This is a genomic window from Bradyrhizobium sp. USDA 372 (assembly GCF_053629095.1).
Map to the genome: position 1 here is coordinate 1,695,153 of NZ_JBRJHR010000001.1, position 16,472 is coordinate 1,711,624.

At 65.5% G+C, this 16,472-nt stretch carries 15 protein-coding genes; 4 read left to right on the forward strand and 11 right to left on the reverse strand.

Annotated features, from left to right (window positions below):
* Position 1 precedes the first annotated feature (1 nt).
* The 7 genes from AB7M16_RS08300 to AB7M16_RS08330 are packed head-to-tail and all read right to left on the reverse strand — an operon-like array spanning position 2 to position 5,837.
* A complete protein-coding gene (locus AB7M16_RS08300) occupies positions 2–916 on the reverse strand; it encodes a general secretion pathway protein GspK (protein ID WP_453943623.1) in 915 nt (304 codons plus the stop codon).
* Positions 913–1,617 (reverse strand): hypothetical protein, encoded by a 705-nt coding sequence (locus tag AB7M16_RS08305; protein ID WP_453943624.1) that lies wholly within the window; start codon positions 1,615–1,617, stop codon positions 913–915. Before AB7M16_RS08305 ends, AB7M16_RS08300 begins: the two co-directional genes overlap by 4 nt.
* Positions 1,618–1,628: 11 nt before the next feature.
* Positions 1,629–2,021 carry a PulJ/GspJ family protein gene (locus tag AB7M16_RS08310; protein WP_453943625.1) on the reverse strand — a complete coding sequence of 131 codons (393 nt, stop codon included), beginning with the start codon at positions 2,019–2,021 and terminating at the stop codon, positions 1,629–1,631.
* Positions 2,002–2,493 carry a prepilin-type N-terminal cleavage/methylation domain-containing protein gene (locus AB7M16_RS08315; RefSeq protein ID WP_212260122.1) on the reverse strand — a complete coding sequence of 164 codons (492 nt, stop codon included), beginning with the start codon at positions 2,491–2,493 and terminating at the stop codon, positions 2,002–2,004. The genes AB7M16_RS08310 and AB7M16_RS08315 overlap by 20 nt, the downstream gene beginning before the upstream one ends.
* The gene (gene gspG, locus AB7M16_RS08320; protein ID WP_212260121.1) at positions 2,456–2,911 is read right to left on the reverse strand and encodes a type II secretion system major pseudopilin GspG; all 456 of its coding nucleotides are present in this window, start codon (positions 2,909–2,911) and stop codon (positions 2,456–2,458) included. The genes AB7M16_RS08315 and gspG overlap by 38 nt, the downstream gene beginning before the upstream one ends.
* Before the next feature lie 22 nt (positions 2,912–2,933).
* Positions 2,934–4,145, reverse strand: coding sequence for a type II secretion system F family protein (locus tag AB7M16_RS08325; protein WP_271505337.1), 1,212 nt, complete (start codon positions 4,143–4,145; stop codon positions 2,934–2,936).
* 3 nt (positions 4,146–4,148) lie between these two features.
* Positions 4,149–5,837 carry a GspE/PulE family protein gene (locus AB7M16_RS08330; protein ID WP_453943626.1) on the reverse strand — a complete coding sequence of 563 codons (1,689 nt, stop codon included), beginning with the start codon at positions 5,835–5,837 and terminating at the stop codon, positions 4,149–4,151.
* A 138-nt stretch (positions 5,838–5,975) separates the two neighbouring features.
* Here AB7M16_RS08330 and gspD point away from each other — a divergent pair, with 138 nt between their 5' ends.
* Together gspD and AB7M16_RS08340 are read left to right on the forward strand one after the other, a co-directional pair.
* Positions 5,976–8,360, forward strand: a complete 2,385-nt coding sequence (gene gspD, locus AB7M16_RS08335) for a type II secretion system secretin GspD (protein ID WP_453943627.1) — start codon at positions 5,976–5,978, stop codon at positions 8,358–8,360.
* 3 nt (positions 8,361–8,363) lie between these two features.
* On the forward strand, positions 8,364–8,957 hold the full coding sequence (locus tag AB7M16_RS08340; RefSeq protein ID WP_453943628.1) for a prepilin peptidase: 594 nt from the start codon (positions 8,364–8,366) through the stop codon (positions 8,955–8,957).
* Between the two features lie 204 nt (positions 8,958–9,161).
* On the opposite strand, the gene AB7M16_RS08345 is transcribed toward AB7M16_RS08340, so the two are convergent.
* The 4 genes from AB7M16_RS08345 to AB7M16_RS08360 form a co-directional block, all read right to left on the reverse strand.
* The gene (locus AB7M16_RS08345; protein ID WP_453943629.1) at positions 9,162–9,716 is read right to left on the reverse strand and encodes a tetratricopeptide repeat protein; all 555 of its coding nucleotides are present in this window, start codon (positions 9,714–9,716) and stop codon (positions 9,162–9,164) included.
* Positions 9,717–9,849: 133 nt separating this feature from the next.
* Entirely contained in the window at positions 9,850–10,698 is an 849-nt protein-coding gene (locus tag AB7M16_RS08350) for a right-handed parallel beta-helix repeat-containing protein (protein WP_453943630.1), read from the reverse strand.
* A 70-nt stretch (positions 10,699–10,768) separates the two neighbouring features.
* Positions 10,769–11,620, reverse strand: a complete 852-nt coding sequence (locus AB7M16_RS08355; RefSeq protein WP_453943631.1) for a right-handed parallel beta-helix repeat-containing protein — start codon at positions 11,618–11,620, stop codon at positions 10,769–10,771.
* A gap of 426 nt (positions 11,621–12,046) precedes the next feature.
* The gene (locus tag AB7M16_RS08360) at positions 12,047–14,611 is read right to left on the reverse strand and encodes a M10 family metallopeptidase C-terminal domain-containing protein (RefSeq protein ID WP_453943632.1); all 2,565 of its coding nucleotides are present in this window, start codon (positions 14,609–14,611) and stop codon (positions 12,047–12,049) included.
* Positions 14,612–14,808: 197 nt separating this feature from the next.
* On the opposite strand from AB7M16_RS08360, the gene AB7M16_RS08365 reads away from it, so the two are divergent.
* Both AB7M16_RS08365 and AB7M16_RS08370 read left to right on the forward strand, forming a co-directional pair.
* Complete coding sequence (locus tag AB7M16_RS08365; protein WP_172785387.1) at positions 14,809–15,111, forward strand: hypothetical protein; 303 nt, start codon at positions 14,809–14,811, stop codon at positions 15,109–15,111.
* A gap of 116 nt (positions 15,112–15,227) precedes the next feature.
* Positions 15,228–16,421, forward strand: coding sequence for a CaiB/BaiF CoA transferase family protein (locus AB7M16_RS08370; protein ID WP_453943633.1), 1,194 nt, complete (start codon positions 15,228–15,230; stop codon positions 16,419–16,421).
* The last annotated feature ends 51 nt before the right edge of the window (positions 16,422–16,472 follow it).

The following is a 16,472-nucleotide window of genomic DNA, read 5'->3' on the forward strand; positions in this document are numbered from 1 at the left end:
CTCACAGAGGCTTTCCAGCGGAACCGTCGACGGCGTTGTGCCACGACAATACACGATACGGCTCATCGCCGCCGTCGAGAAGCAGAATGACGATATCGGCCGAGCTCCGACGCCGCGACGGCAGCTCGACCGTGACCGTCAGCCGGTATGCCCTCGAGCCCTCGACCGTCGCATTGGCGCCGCCGGCAAGCCCGACCAGGGCGCGCGGATCGACGTTGGGGTCGGCGCGCTCGCCCAGGACCCGTTGCAGTCTCTCGGGCGTCATGTCCGGCAGTGCGGCGACCACCTGCGGCGCGGCATCGAGCACATTCACGGTCCGCATGTTGCTGAACACGGTGACGAAGGGCAGCACGCGCTCCACGACGGCGGCCGGAATGCCGCGCACGAGCCAGAGCTCGTCGCTGTGCGGAAACGGCGCGTGGCGCGGCAGATAGGGCGCGCCGATCGTGCGATAGTAGGAATCCTCCGGATGCTCCTGGCCGGGCTCGGACGACGAGCGCCAGGCGAGAATCCGGTCGGCGTAGGCGGGTGCGTCCGCGGTGGAGACACCGAGCGACGTCATCAGCCCCGCGAGCAGCGATTTCGGCGCCATGTTGAGATCGACGCGCGCAGCCTCCGAGCGGAACGTCACGCTGACCCGGCCGGCGCCGACGCGGGCATTGAAGGTGCCGCTGGTCGGGCGCGCCGCCTCGTTCTGCGCCGTCAGCCGGTAGGCCGCAAGTTCGAGCCCGGCGTTCACCAGCGCGTCGGCCTGCAATCTGTCGGTATTGACCGCGACCGTGACCGCCGTGTTGGTGACATAGGTCAGGTAGATCAGCGCAAGCGCCGCCAGTGCCGCCAGCATCCACAGCACCGCGACGACGATGAAGCCACGGCCGTCACGAAGGCCCGCCTGGTCGCGCCGCGCTCCGCTCACAGCTGCCGCTCCTCTTTCTCCGCCTGTTGCGGACGGGTCCGCGCCGTCACGCAAGTCGACGGATTCTTGGCCCGCGCGCATTCGGCCGGCGCCGTGATGCGCGGGACCACCGCGCCCGAGACCGCGAGCACCTGTCCGGTCGCGCTGTCCCGCACCGTGATGCGGATGCGATCCGGCAGCTGCGTCTGGCCGCGCCAGGTCGGCTGGTATTGACCGTCGGGTCCGGCATAGGAAAAGCTGACGCGGAACGGTGCCCGGATCAGCACGACCTGATCGACGAAGCGGATCTGTCCGTCCGTCGGCATCGGCTGGAACGGCGCGCGCTCGCGCACCAGCGCGAGACCTTGCGCGTCCGCCTTTTCGATCAGACGAACGAATTCGAGCCCAGGACGCGCGTTCGGGCCGAGCGCCGTGCGCAGGAAGGTCACGGACAATTCGGTGCCGTCGAACAGCGGCGCCTTGGCATCGCCATTGACGGTGATCTGCTCGGCGACCGACAGGTCGGCCACGATGCGGTCGAGCCCGGTTGCGAGCCGCTCGGCGCGCTGCACGCGGGCAATGCCGCGATTCCAGTTCGGCAGCCATTGCGCTGTCACCGTCGCCAGCGCCGCCAGGATGACGGTCATCAGCAGCGTCGCCAGAAGCACTTCGAGCAGCGTGAAGCCCGCCTCGTCGGCCAGTGCGCGGCGCAGGCGTTTCATTGCCAGACTCTTCACTGAGAGGCCCTCGGCACCAGCTTCACCGTCGTGATCTGGATCGCAGCTCCGTCGCCGCGCTGCAGGCGCAGGTTGACGGCCAGCGGCACAAAGCGATCGCTGGCAGGGTCGCCGCCGGCCATACGCATCGGCGCGACATCGATCCGCCACCGGCTGCCGGCCAGCTCGCCGCTCCGCCGGCCAGGCTTCAGCAGAGCGCGCGCCGGCAAATCCGCAAGCAGCGTCTCGGCCGTGCCCGCAAGCGCCAGTTGCTGGTCGATCGAGCGCGTCCCCTTCGCCGTCGCGGCGATGACGGAGCCGATCGTCCCGAGCACGACCGCGATGATCGCGAGTGCAACCAGCGTCTCGATCAGCGTGAAGCCGGCCGTATCAGAGCTTCTGCGTGACAATCTCGACGCCTCCGGTCAGCCAGTTGACCCGCACCTCGTATCCCATGCCGGGCCGCGCCAGGGCGATTACCCCGCCGCACGACATGCCCGACGGAAAGAAATCGATCGACCGGCCCGCCGTGCGGTCGGCGCAGCGCGCGGCCAGCATCGCCTGCACCACGACGTCGGCCGGAAGGCGGATGGTCCGCCCGGTGACGCCGGAGCGGATCGCGCGCGCCTCCGCATCCACCTGGGTCGCCACCCTGGTTTGCCGGCGCAGCGCCGCGTTGCGGTCGGCCTTCAGCAGCGCCGCGGTCTCGACCGCGTAGCTCTCCAGCCTGGCGCGCGTCGTCGAGCGCGGGATCGCCGGCAGGATGATCGCCGCGAGCAGACCGATGATCGCGAGAACGCACAGGATCTCGATCAGCGCGAAGCCGCGCGCCTCGAAGAGGCCGTCAGCGCGCGCCGCTGACAATGTCGGCTGCCGTTCCACTGCCGCCTTCCTGACCGTCCGATCCCAGCGAGATGATCTCGTAAGGCGCGCTCGCGCCCGGCGAGCGATAGACGTAGAGGTGCCCCCAGGGGTCGTTCGGCACCACGCCGCCGCGCAAATAAGGACCGTTCCAGCCGGGCTGATTGTTGCCCCGGGTCAACGCGGTGAGCCCTTCGTTCGACGTGGGGTAGCGGCCGAGATCGATGAAGTAGAGATCGAGCGCGCTGGAAAAGCTCTCGATCTGGATCTTCGCCGCCTTGGCCTTGGACTCGCTCAGGTAGTTCAGCACGCGCGGGCCGACCAGCGCCATGATCATGCCGATGATGGTGATGACGACCAGCATCTCGACGAGGGTGAAGCCCGCCTCCCCTTGCCGCGCGCGCCACCTGCCGCGCCTTGCGCATGGATGTTTGGTCACTTCAAGCCTCTCCCGTTCCCTGCTATCCGACAATCTGGCTCACCGACATCAGCGCCGTCATCACCGACGTGATCAGGCCACCGACGACCAGCGATATCGCAATGATCGCCGCCGGACCCGCGATGCCGACGGCGCGGTCCAGCATGCGCTGCAATTTTGCCTCGTAGAATTCAGCGATGCGTCCCGACAGCATCGGCAATTGCCCGGTCTCGTCGCCGAGCCGGAGCATGCGTACCGCCATCGCCGGCAGCGCCTCGGTTTCGGCGAGTGCATCGGACAGTTTCGAACCATGGCGAACGCGGTCCGCGGCGTCGCTCCAGACCGCAGACGAGCCGGTCGTCGCCATCATGTCGACGAGGATGCGCAGCGTGATGGTGAGATTGACGCCGCTGCCGAGCAGCAGGCCGAGATTGCGACAGAACAGCGCCGTGCGGTAGGCGCTCATCACGTTGCGGATCGCCGGCAGCCGGGTGATCGCATTGGTGATGCTGCGACGAAGGCGCTCCTGCCGCAGCAAGAGCCACGCTGCTGCAATGGCGGCCGCAAGCGCCGCCAGCACCGCATCGGAATTGCCGCGCAAGAACGTCGAGACGTTGAGGAAGGCGCCGACGACCGGATCGATCTTGGCGCCGAAATCCTGCAACACGGATGCGAACTGCGGCAGCACGAAGGTGAGAAAGAACAACAACACGCATCCCGCCGCGCCGAGCACGAACAGGGGATAGCGGATGGCGTCCGACAGCCGCTGTCTCAGCGCCTCGCTGCGCGTGCGCTCCCCGGCCAGCACCTCGAGCACCTGGTCGAGGGATCCCGAGGCCTCGCCGACCCGCACCAGCGCGACATACATCGGCGGGAACTGCCCTTCGTGCCGCGCCAGCGCTTCGGCAAAGCTCTCGCCCGACACGACGCGCGAGCGGATGTCGGCGACGACCGGACGCAGCCGGCCGAAATCGGGATCGACCGCAAGCAGCTCCAATCCGTCATTGATGCGCGCGCCGGCGCGCAACAGCAGCGCGAGGTCGCGGGTGAAGATGGTGACGTCTTCGGGCTTCGGCCGGTTGAAAAGGCTGAACACACGGCCGGCCGAGCCGCCCTCTTCCGGCGTGACGTTGTCGACCAGAACGAGGCCGAGCCGCTCGATCCGCTGTGCGACGTCGGCCGGTCCCGGCGCAGCGATCGCCCCGGAGACCAGTTCGCCATTGGCGTTGAGCGCGCGGTAACGATAATTCGGCATGCGTTAGCGCACCGTCGTGACGCGGAAGACCTCGGGCACGGTGGTGAGCCCGGCCCGGCATTTGGCGACTGCATCCTCCAGCATCGTCGTCATGCCGCCGCGCATCGCGGCGGCGTCGATCGAATGGGAGTCGGTTTGCGGCCCGACCAGTGCGCGCACCTCGTCGGACATTTCCAGGATCTCGAACACGCCGTTGCGGCCGCGATAGCCGGTGCCGCCGCAGCGCTCGCAGCCGCCGGCCTCGTGCACGACTTCGCCGCATCTGAAGCCGATCACCGCAAGGCGCGGGTCCTTGCCAAGATCGGCCTCGGTCAATGCATGCGGCACCTTGCAGCGGTCGCAGAGCACGCGCACCAGGCGCTGCGCCACCACGGCACGCAGCGTCGACTTCAGCAGGAAGCCCTCGATGCCGAGATCGATCAGACGCGGTACGGCGGCCGCCGCCGTCTCGGTGTGCAGCGTCGTCAAGACGAGGTGGCCGGTGAGCGCGGCATGGATAGCGATATGGGCCGTCTCGGCGTCGCGGACCTCGCCGACCATGATGACGTCGGGGTCCTGGCGCACGAAGGCGCGCATGGCGGACGCGAAGGTCAGCCCGATCGACGGCTTGACCTGGGACTGGTTGATGCCGGGGATCTCGTATTCGACAGGATCCTCGATGGTGAGGATCTTTCGCGTCGGCTCGTTCAGGATCGACAGCATGGTGGCGAGCGTCGTGGTCTTGCCGCTGCCGGTCGGGCCGGTCACGACGATCATGCCGTGCGGCATCGCCAGCAGGCGCGTCATCACGCTCTCGTCGCGTGCGGCGAGGCCAAGCTTGCTCATCTCGAGGAGGCCGCGATCGCGCGGCAGCAAGCGGATGACGGCGCTCTCGCCGTGCTGGGTCGGCATGGTCGCGACGCGAACGTCGATCTCGCTGCGCCCGACCCGGACGCGCGCCGCACCGTCCTGCGGCAGGCGCCGTTCCGCGATGTTGAGGCTGGCGAGAATCTTGATGCGCGAGATCAGCGCCTGCGGCGGAATGCCGTGCGGCGACGGCAGCGCGCGCAACAGGCCGTCGACGCGCATGCGCACGGCAAGTCCGGCACGGAAGGGCTCGACGTGGATGTCGCTGGCACGCAGGTCCACCGCGCGCTCCAGGAGATCGTTGAGCGCGCGCACTACCGGGGCGCCGCTGGCGAGATCGCGCAGGCTCTCGATGTCATCGTCGGACTGCTGCGCGACGCTCCTGCCGCCCCGATCGGCGCTTGCGTCATCGGCATCGTCGCGCTGATCGAGCACCGTGGTGATATCCTCATAGGAGGCCACGACGACATCGACGGGGGCTCCGAAAACGATTTCGGCGGCGCGAATCGCAGCCCTGTCGGAGGGGTCGGCGACAGCCAGCCGGACGACGTCGTTCGGCGCGCTGAAAGGAAAGATGGTGGATTCGCGCAGGAAGCGGCGCGAGAAGCCTTCAAGGCGGGGCGTCGCGGCGAGCAGCTGCGGAAGGCTCAGCCGCGGCAGACCAAAATGATCGGAGACCTCGTCTGCGAATTCGGCCGCCGAAAGATCGGTGGCCTCCCACAATTCACGCAAAGGGCGCGTGAGCGCGGGATTGCCCGACTTGTCGAGATGGACATGCGCCCGCGGCGGCAATGAATATTTGTCCAGAAGATGCTGTCGGAAGCTATCTGCGGAGCGGTCGCGCATCGCATTCACAGCGTTGACCTTGTTACCTGAATGCAACAACTTCGACGGGACGCGGCAGGCCCTTTACCCTTGACTTATTGCTTAGCAAAAACATAATCGTGGCGCAAATTATTGCGCGTCCGAGCCAAGGGGGATCGGATGCGATCTCCATTCACTTCCAGTGTTGGCAGGCGTATTTTGTCCGAGGTGGTTCAACCGCTCTTGCGCCTTCGCTCAGCGTTGCCTGGAACGCTCATCCTGTTGTCGTCGGCCCTGCTGCTCGGCGCCTGCATCGTTACAGCCGACCAGTCGATCGAAGCCGACCCGAAGGATCCGCGCGCGCAGGACATTGCCGACAAAATCCGCTCCCTCGATCTCCAGCCGCGGCAACCTGCAGATGCAGGCTCAAGTGGCATGGCACAGGCGAAATCGTCGAAACCGGCGATCTACCTCAGCGATGGTGCAACGCCGCAAGGCGGCGGGCTGGTCGAACGCGACGATGGGGGCGGCAGCGGCTACGACCTCAATTTCGAGAACGCACCGGTCGCCACCGTGGCGAAGGTCATCCTCGGCGACGTACTCAACGTCGGATACACGATCGACCCGCGCGTGCAGGGAACCGTGACGCTGGCCTCGGTGCGCCCCGTGCCCAAGGCGGATGCGATCTACGTGCTGGAGAACGCTCTACGCATGTCCGGTGTCGCACTGGTCCGTGACCGCACCGGCTATCGCCTGCTTCCGGCGCCGGAAGCCGGCCCTGGCGGCATCGACCGCTCGGTGAACGCCGCAGCCGGCCAGGGCATCACAGTGGTGCCGCTGCGCTACGTCTCGGCCCAAAACATCTTCAAGCTGCTCGACGCCTTCGGCGTGAAAGCGCAGACGATGCGCCCCGACACGGCCCGCAACACGCTGATCGTCAGCGGCAGCGGCACCGAGCGGGCGACCGCGGTGGACACCATTCTCTCCTTCGATGCCGACTGGATGCGCGGGCAGTCGGTCGGCATCTTCCCGGTGCGGAACTCCACGCCGGAGCCGCTCATCTCGGAGATCGAGAAGATTATGGATTCCGGCGAAGGCGGCCTGAGCCAGAGCGTGATCAAATTCCAGCCGATCGGCCGTCTCAATTCGATTCTCGTCGTCAGCCAGAAGCCGGAATATCTCAAGCGCGCGCAGACGTGGATCGCGCGGCTCGACCGTTCGGACACGGATGGCGTGAACCTGAAATCCTATCCGCTGCGCTACGGCAATTCCAAAGCGGTGGTGGCGTTGCTGAACGAAATCCTGTTCAGCCAGAGCGCCTCCAGCACGTCCTCGCTCGACAATTCCGCGGGCCAGATCTCACCGGGCTCGGGCATCGCGACGTCCTCGTCCGGGACCAATCCAATCGCCTCGCTCAGCGCGCTTCCGACCGCAGCCGCGGGCGCCGCGACTCCGGTCACCGGCGCTCCCGGCTCCTCGCTTGCCGCGCGTCCCGCTCCTTCCGCCTCCGGCGTGCCCGGGCAGGACAACGGCTCCGGATCGCTGCTCGGCACCGGCGCAAAGCCGGTCAACAATGCGATCCTGCAAAACGTGCGGATCACGGCCGACGTCAGCAACAACGCGGTGCTGGTCTACGCCAATGCGGAATCGCAGCGCATTGTCGAGCAGACCATCCGGCAGATCGACCGGCCGCAGCGCCAGATCGCGATCGAGGCCACGATCGCCGAGGTGACGCTGAACGACGCCTTGAACTACGGCGTCCAGTTCTTCATCGCCAGCAAGCACGGCTCGGTCTCCAACGTCATCGGCGGCGTCAGCAACAGCGCTGCGGTCGGCAGCAACATCGAGCAGCAGACCAGCGCGGTCAACGCCGCCGCCGGCGCGCTGCTGGGCCGCGCGCTGCCCGGCTTCAACTTTCTGATCGGGGCGGAAAACTCCCCGCGCGTGGTGCTCGATGCGCTCCACAACGTCACCACCGTCAAGGTGCTGTCCAACCCGTCGCTGGTCGTGCTGGACAACCAGCCGGCGACCTTGCAGGTCGGCGACCAGGTGCCGTTCTCGACCGGCACCGCGACCGTGCTCACCGCGAACAACACCGTCGTCAACACCATCGACTACAAGAACACCGGCATCATCCTGCGCGTGCTGCCGCGCGCCAATGCCAACGGCAACGTCGTGCTCGACATCGAGCAGGAGATCTCGAGCGTGGCTGCCGGCAGCACCGGATCGTTGACGCCGACGATCTCGCAGCGCCGGGTCAAGAGCTCGATCGCGGTGACGAGCGGCCAGACCGTGCTGCTCGCCGGCCTGATCAGCGAGACCGAGAACAAGCAGCGTCAGGGAATTCCGATCCTCGATTCCATTCCAGGCGTGGGCGATGCGTTCTCGCACCAGGGCAACACGCGCGCCCGCACCGAGCTGATCCTGTTCATCCGCCCGACCGTCATCAAGGACGGCGTCGATGCGCACGTGATCGCAGAGGAAATGCGCAGCAAGATGAACAGCCGCCTGGTCGGCACCAGCAATCCCGTGGTCACCGTGAGCCCGCCCAAGGCGGCGCGCTGAGGCGTGCGCGATCGGACGGCGAAGGTCGGGGGGGGCCCGCCGCTCGTGCTCGGCACGAGCCTGCTGGCCGGCGTGATCGCAAGCCTCGTCGCGGCTCCGGGCGCCGAAGGCCTGTACGGCGCGTTCCTGGCCGCCCTGATGCTTGCGATCGCGACGAACGATGCCCGCGACTACCGCATTCCGAACGCACTGACGGCCGCCGCCTTCGCGCTCGCCCTGCTTCGTGCCGGCGCGTTGGTGCCCGATACCGGCACCGAGGCGCTGCTCTGGCCGCTGGCCCGCGCGGCGTCCGTGGCGTTCCCGCTCCTGCTGCTGATGGCGGTCTACCGGCGCTGGCGCGGCCGGGACGGGCTCGGGCTTGGCGACGTCAAGCTCGCCGCGGTGTGCGGCGCCTGGCTCGATCTTGCGACCGTCGCCGCAGTGATCGAGCTTGCCGCGTTGCTCGCGATCGGCGCCTATGTCGTCAACGCGGCGCTGCAAGGCAAGCCGCTGCGTGCCACGGCGTTCCTGCCGTTCGGGCTATTCCTGGCGCCGGCGATCTGGATCGGTTGGCTGGGCGAGACCTGGTATGCGGACTGGCTCGGCAGCTGGCCGTAAAGGCCCTGCCTTCAAAAACTTTCGAAAACAACCCCATGCACAGTAGGCGAGGCCAGCTTTATCAATGACTTACCAGGACGCTGCATTCGCCTACGGATTTTACGAAGCGATTTGACTCGTCAGGCAAAACACCGGCAGGATTTCATCGTGACGATGCGGCCCGCTCCGGGCACCGCTTGGCGGCTGGCGGCCAAGGCGTGGCGGTCAGTGCTCGCGGCTCGGCGCCCATTCAAGCGCGCGCAGACGGGCCTGCGCGATCTCTCCACGCGTCATCTTGGTGGTCACGGCATCCCGGATCCGCGCCCGCGCCTCGCGCACCTGTGGCGGCGCCGCGGCGGTGGCCAGGTTGAGCCATTTGGAGGCCTCGACGATATCCTGCGGCACGCCCTGGCCACGGTCATAGAGCAGCCCCAGCGAATATTGGGCGCGGCTGTCGCCCTGCTCCGCCGCGCGACGGTACCACATCGCCGCTTCCGTGTAGTTCTGCGGCACACCGCGCCCGGTCTCGAACAGCATACCGAGATAGGATTGCGCAGCCGCGTTGCCGCGCTCGGCGAGCGGGATGAAGATGCGCGATGCCGTCACATAGTCCTGACGATGAAAGGCTGAGACGCCCTGGCGGAACGATTGGGCCTTCGCGGGAATCGCGAAGGCGAGCGCGAGCAGCATGGCGGCACAGCCCCACCCAAGTCGCGTGAAGCCGCGCATCCGCGGCACCGCACGGCAAAACCCTGGATTCCGGCTATCGAGGGTCTGCATGCGACCGTCTCTCCCTGCGTAGGCAGCCAGACTAGTCCGCAGGCATCCCGAAATCCATAGCGCTGCCGGACACAAGAAAGCTCCGGGCGCATCGCGCCCGGAGCTCGTCGATTGAAGCAGTTAAAGCGAAGCTCTAGTGATAGCCGCCAGCGGTCGCCGGCGTCGTGTCCGGATTGTTGCCGTTGATCTGGTTGTCCAGGTACGACAGCACGTTACCCGTCGTCGCCGCGCCGAGATTGTTGACGATCATGGAGCGGCCGATCCGAATCCCCGCAGCGCCGCTGAGCGCGACGCCCGTGCTCAGATTCTCCGAGATGTTGCTGTTGTTGACCTGAACGTTGGACGTTCCCTGCACGCTCAAGCCGACGAAGTTGTTGTGAATCGCCGTGTTGTTGATCGTAGACCTGGAGCTGCCGCCGTTGGTGTTGATGCTGATGCCGGCGCCGGCGGCCGCGGTACCGTTATGCGAGATCACGCTGTCGCGGATCATGAGCATGGAGTTGAAGTTCGAGGGGTTGACGAAGACGCCGACGCCGTTCGCACCGTTGAAATCCCTGATAAAGCAGTGCTCGATGACCACCGAGGCCGCCTGGAGGATGTTGACGCCCTTGAGCCCGGTGCCGGCCCCCTCGATATCGAGACCGCGCAGCACGATATGATCGGTCGCCGCGGCGTTGACGTTGACGCCATTGGTGCCCGAGCCGAGGATGCTGCCGACGACGCCCTCACAATAGATCGTCATGGCCTTGGTGATCGTCACCGTGCCGAAGCCTGCGGAGTCGAGGCAGTTGATCTCGCCGCCCGCCGCGGTCTTCGAGATGGCGCCCGCGAAGGTCTTGCACGGCGCGGTGCGGCTGCACGGATTGACGTCATCGCCGACACCAGACACCCACGTTCTGGTCGCTTGGGCATGAGCCGGCTGCGACACTGCGAACGGGACGAGCAATCCCAGGACAAGGGTCCATAGAGCAATTCTACGCATTTCAAACCTCCAAATCGAATTGAAAATCTAACGTTGTTGGCACGCCAGGCGCTTGTGGAGAAGCTAGAGACTAGTGATAGCCGCCAGCGGTCGCCGGCGTCGTGTCCGGATTGTTGCCGTTGATCTGGTTGTCCAGATAGGACAGCACGTTACCCGTCGTCGCCGCGCCGAGATTGTTGACGATCATGGAGCGGCCGATCCGAATCCCCGCAGCGCCGCTGAGCGCGATGCCGGTGCTCAGATTCTCCGAGATATTGCTGTTGTTGACCTGAACGTTGGACGTTCCCTGCACGCTCAAGCCGACGAAGTTGTTGTGAATCGCCGTATTGTTGATCAGGGACCTGGAGCTGCCGCCGTTGGTGTTGATGCTGATCCCGGCGCCGGCGGCCGCGGTACCGTTATGCGAGATCACGCTGTCGCGGATCATGAGCATGGAATTGAAGTTCGTGGGGTTGACGAAAACGCCGGCGCCGTTCGCGGCGTTGAAATTCCTGATGAAGCAATGCTCGATCACCACCGAGGCCGCCTGAAGGACGTTGACGCCCTTGAAGCCGCTTCCAGCGCCGTCGATGTCGAGCCCCCGCAGCACAATGTGGTCGCCCGCACCCGCATTGACGTTGATGCCGTTGATGCCGAGCGTGGCGAGGACACCGCCAACAACGCCTTCACAATAGACCGTGATGGCTTTGGTGATCGTCAGCGTGCCGAAACCGGCGGAGTCGAGGCAATTGATTTCGCCGCCCGCCGCGGTCTTCGAGATCGCCCCGGCAAAGGTCTTGCAAGGGGCGGTGCGGCTGCACGGGTTGACGTCGTCGCCCACACCGGACACCCACGTTCGGGTGGCCTGCGCATGAGCCGGCTGCGATGCGACCACCGCCCCGAACAGTCCTGCAAGCAAGGCCAAGAGTGCAATTCGACGCATTTCCGATTCTCCCGAGATTAAGCTGGGATACCAGCTCGTTGCCATGCACAAGTCTTCGCTGTCCTAGCCCGCGCGCCGCGCGGCCTACGGCATCATCACCTTTCAGATTTCGCAGAGACCTCCCCCGCCGCTTTGCGGCGCTCGCAATACGGCTTCGTGTTCAAATGATTGGGTACGCAACGCTATTGGGAAAGAACAGAAACAGACTTTTGGCACACCACGCCGCACAGAAGTTGCACGACGGAACGCAGGCCATCTAATGGTCGCACCGGATCAGACAAGGTTCAATCGAATAGCTCCCTTTTGCAGAGAATTTTTCATCAGGAACTTGCCCGCGAAAAATCGTACCTCCCGCGTTGGGAGGTTATCGGCCAGCCATGACAAGGAAATGATCGGTCTCGGCCCGATCTCGCGAGACGGACGCCATCAGCTCAGCAGGAAGCCGGAGGCGTGCAGATTGTGAAGCACATCCATCAGATTGTCGGCCACGACGTTGTCGTGACCTGCGGGTTGCGTCCATTGCTCGGACGCGGTCTGCGGATCGGCTGGCGCGGGCATAGGATCCGGCGGCTCCGACGGCCCGGACAATGTAGTTCCGCCCGCATTCTGGTTGAAGACAAAGCCGCCGTCGACGATCGCGACAGGCGCTGCGCCCACGGCGCCGTCCCCGTTGAGGTCTTGGTGGAATACTGGCTCGAGCGCCTTGAGGCGGGAGTCCGTTCCAGGCACTTCGGGCGTGAGCGTCGATACGAAATTGCCGTTGCTGTCGGTGCTCCAGACCGAGAAATAGCCAGTCGAGGCATTCTTCCATGCGATGTCATAGCCACCGCCCGAGACCTGTTCGGCGGCAACAGGCGACCAGGCACCGTGATTCCCGGCAATCACCGGCGCCCCGCCGTTCTTCAGGACGGGGCCGGCGCCGCCGGCAGTCGGATTGAGATTGTAGTTGCCGGCACTGAGGACCAAGCTGGTGCTACCCGCATTCTCGATCGTGACGCTCGCCGGGCCGCCCGATGCGCCGACGCTGCCGTCGCCGTTGAGATCCTGATGGAACGACGTCTCCAGCGAAATCAGTCGGGAGTCCGTTCCAGGCACTTCGGGCGTCAACGTCGACAGGAAGTTGCCGTTGCTGTCTGTGCTCCAGATCGAGAAGTAGCCGGTCGAGACGTTTTTCCAGGCGACGTCATAGCCGCCGCCCGAGACCTGCTCGGCCGCAACCGGCGACCAGGCACCGTAGTTGCCGGCAACGATGGGCGCTCCACCGTTCTTCAGGATCGGACCGGTGCCGCCTGCGGTCGGATTGAGATAGTAGTTGCCTGCGCTCAGGACCAGGCTGGTCGTGCCCTGAGCTTCAATGGTGATCAGTGCAGCACCGATATTGCCGTCGCCGTTGAGATCCTGATGGAAGGACGTCTCAAGCGAAATCAGCCGGGAGTCCGTTCCAGGCACTTCGGGCGTCAGCGTCGACAGGAAGTTGCCGTTGCTGTCGGTGCTCCAGATCGAGAAGTAGCCCGTCGAAGCATTTTTCCAGGCAACGTCATAGCCTCCCCCTGCAACCTGCTCGGCGGCCACGGGCGACCAGGCACCATAGTTGCCGGCAATGATGGCCGCTCCACCATTCTTCAGGATCGGGCCGGTGCCGCCGGCGGTCGGATTGAGCTTGTAATTTTGGGCGTCGAGGACGAGCGCTGTCGTGCCGACGGATTCGAGGGTGAGAGGACCCATGAGCGTCGACGTGGCGACCGTCTGGTCGGCAAACTGGAAATACTCGACGCTGGCGACGGTATCGGTGCCATCAGGCGATCCGCTTCGCAGGTCAACGAGGGTGAAGCTCTGTGTCGCCGCGCTGTAGGAAACCGTGTAGTTGGCCCGGCTGCCCGCATACACCGCGGTGTCCGTGCCCGCCCCCCCGATGATGGTGTCGTTGCCCGCACCGCCGGTGATCTTGTCGTTGCCGCCGGCGCCGTTCAACGTGTTGGCGATGGCGTTGCCGACGATCGTGTCGTTGCCGGATCCGCCGGTGGCGTTGTCGATGTAGGAACGCGCGTCGTTGTTGTAGAGGTAGGCGTTGTAGACGTTGCCCGAGGCGTAATGGCCGTTGCCGAGATAGGCCAGCTGCACGGAGGAGAACACCGACGTGGCACCGGGATTGAGATTGATGCTCAGGTTCGTCGTGTAGTTCGACAGGTCGTAGGTATCGATGCCGCCGCCGTCCCAAACCGTCTCGTAGATGCGGTTGGCCGAGCCGCCGGCGCCGCCGCCGGGTGCGAGCTGGCCGACGCCGTTGATGAACTCCTGCCCCGTGGTCGGATTCCAGGTGTAGACGGTGTTGCTGCTCTGGGTCGTGTAGTCCGCACCGTACATGGTCTGGAGCGCGAGGATATCGTTGGCCATGTAGGTCTGCGAATATCCGTACGCTTCGTTGGTGTAGCCGCCTGTCGTCGAGGCGCCGACATAGCTGCGATAGCTCATGACGGTGTATTCGCTGTCGTCGTGCGCGCTCGGCACCGCGACGTTGGCGGGGCCGCCGGCCTCCTGGCTGTGCTTGAGGCCGAAGGCGTGGCCGAGCTCGTGCAGCGCGGTGGTGAAGTAGTAATTGCCGAGCTTGGCCAGCGAGAAATTGTATTGCGTGCCGAACCAGACGTCGCCGCCGGACGAATAATTGCCCGGGTAGTAGGCGTAGGCGGTCGGATTGGCGGCCGGCGACTGCGCAACCATGATGTCGGCGCCGTTCGTGCCCGCATATTGGATGTCGGCGTTGGTATAGCCGAGGATCAATCCGATCGCGTAGTTGATCGCCGTCTGGATCTGCGTGGGTGCCGAGGCAAAACCCGACGTGGTCGGCTCGCTGCCGCCGCCGTAATAGGGATTGGAATAGTCGCTCGGCGCGTCAGGAAAGCTGTAGGTGATCGTGCCCGACCATTTGACGCCCGACAACAGGCCGTCGATCTCGGCGTTGTTGGTGGCACTGACATTAACAGCGGTAGCCAATTGAATCTCCAAAGCAACGCGTCGTGTGATTCGCCGCGGGGGCACATGATTTTAGCTAGAGAGTTAAACGTTTGGTTTAAATGGGGCAGCGGCGTTTGCGCTGCTCCCATAAGGCTGTGTTAGCCATTAAATACCGTAGAGATACGGAACGCGAGCATAGAGTTTGTTCCCGGAACGCCCGTAATTTGCAGGGTTTCATGAAACGACGCACACTCCCGGCCGGCCTGTTTGGCGCCTTGATTGCGCTTGCTGGACTGTCCCATCAACGTCTCGGAGGACTGCCTGTGATGGTGGAGAAGGCCAAAGCAGAGGACAGCAGCAAGGCAAGGCGCGCGCCCTCCATGCCGATGGCGCGCGATCCTGCCGCTGCGGTGGCAGAGGAATATGAAGCTGCCCGCCGGAAGGGAACGCGGGAGGCCCTTGAGCTCTTCATTGCGCGCCACGGCGATGATCCCCTCGCCGCGCAGGCGCGCGCCGAATTGAAGCGCCTGTCGCGCTGATCTCGCAGACGCCCTCAGGCAAGGCATTTCGGCAGGCGGGACCGGCGTCGGGCCGGCTTGTCGCGTGATCTCTGGGCACTATGGTAGGCCCGCAATCTGTCCCGGAGCCTTTCACGATGCCCTTCCCGCATGCCTCGGAAGCCCTGTCGCGCTTCACCGTGCTCGATCTGACCCGTGTCCGCTCCGGGCCGACCTGCGTGCGACAGCTCGCCGACTGGGGCGCCAACGTCGTCAAGATCGACGCGCTGACCGAGGATGCCGGCGGCGAGCAGCCGGGCGGGCCGCGACGCGGTTCCGACTTCCAAAATTTGCACCGCAACAAGCGGGCGATGACGCTGAACCTGAAGGACGAGCGCGGGCTCGCATTGTTCAAGCGCCTCGCCGCCAAGGCCGACGTCGTGGTCGAGAATTTCCGGCCCGACGTGAAGAAGAAGCTCGGAATCGACTACGACAGCCTCGCCGCGATCAACCCGCGCATCGTCTATGGCAGCATCTCCGGCTTCGGCCAGGACGGCCCCTACCACAAGCGGCCGGGTTTCGATCAGATCGCGCAAGGCATGGGCGGGCTGATGTCGATCACCGGCGCGCCGGGCGAGGGGCCGATGCGGGTCGGCATTCCCGTCGCCGACCTCACCGCGGGCCTGTTCTGCGCCATGGGCATCCTCACCGCGCTGCTCGAGCGCGAGGTCTCGGGCAAGGGTCAGTGGGTGCAGACCTCGCTGCTTCAGGCCCAGATCTTCATGCTCGACTTCCAGGCCGCGCGCTGGCTGATGGAGAAGGAGGTCGCCAAGCAGGCTGGCAACAACCATCCGACCAGCATCCCGACCGGCGTGTTCAAGACCTCCGACGGCTACATCAACATCGCCACCACGGGCGGGCGGATCTGGGAGCGCTGCGCGCAGGCAATCGGTGCACCGGAGCTCTATGCCCATCCCGACTATGCGACCGCCCCTGCCCGCTCCAAGAACCGCGATGCGCTCAACGCCGAGATCGAGAAGCGCACGGTGACGAAGTCGACCGAGACCTGGGTCCGCGAGCTCAACGAGGCCGGCGTGCCGTGCGGGCCGATCTACGCCATCGACCAGATGTTCGAGGACGCGCAGGTCAAGCATCTCGGCATCGCGCAGGACGTGCCGAACGACGAAGGCCGGCACATCCGTCTGGTCGGCCAGCCCGTGACGCTGTCGCGCACGCCGAGCAGGATGGTGGCGCGGCCGCCGGAATTCGGCGAGCAGACCGAGGAGGTGCTGAAGGAGTTCGGCCTGGGGGCCGACGAGATCGCAAGGCTTCGCGACGCCAAGGTGGTGTGACCTCACGCGCCCCGTCTGCAACGACAAAGCCCGGCACGAGGCCGGGCTTTG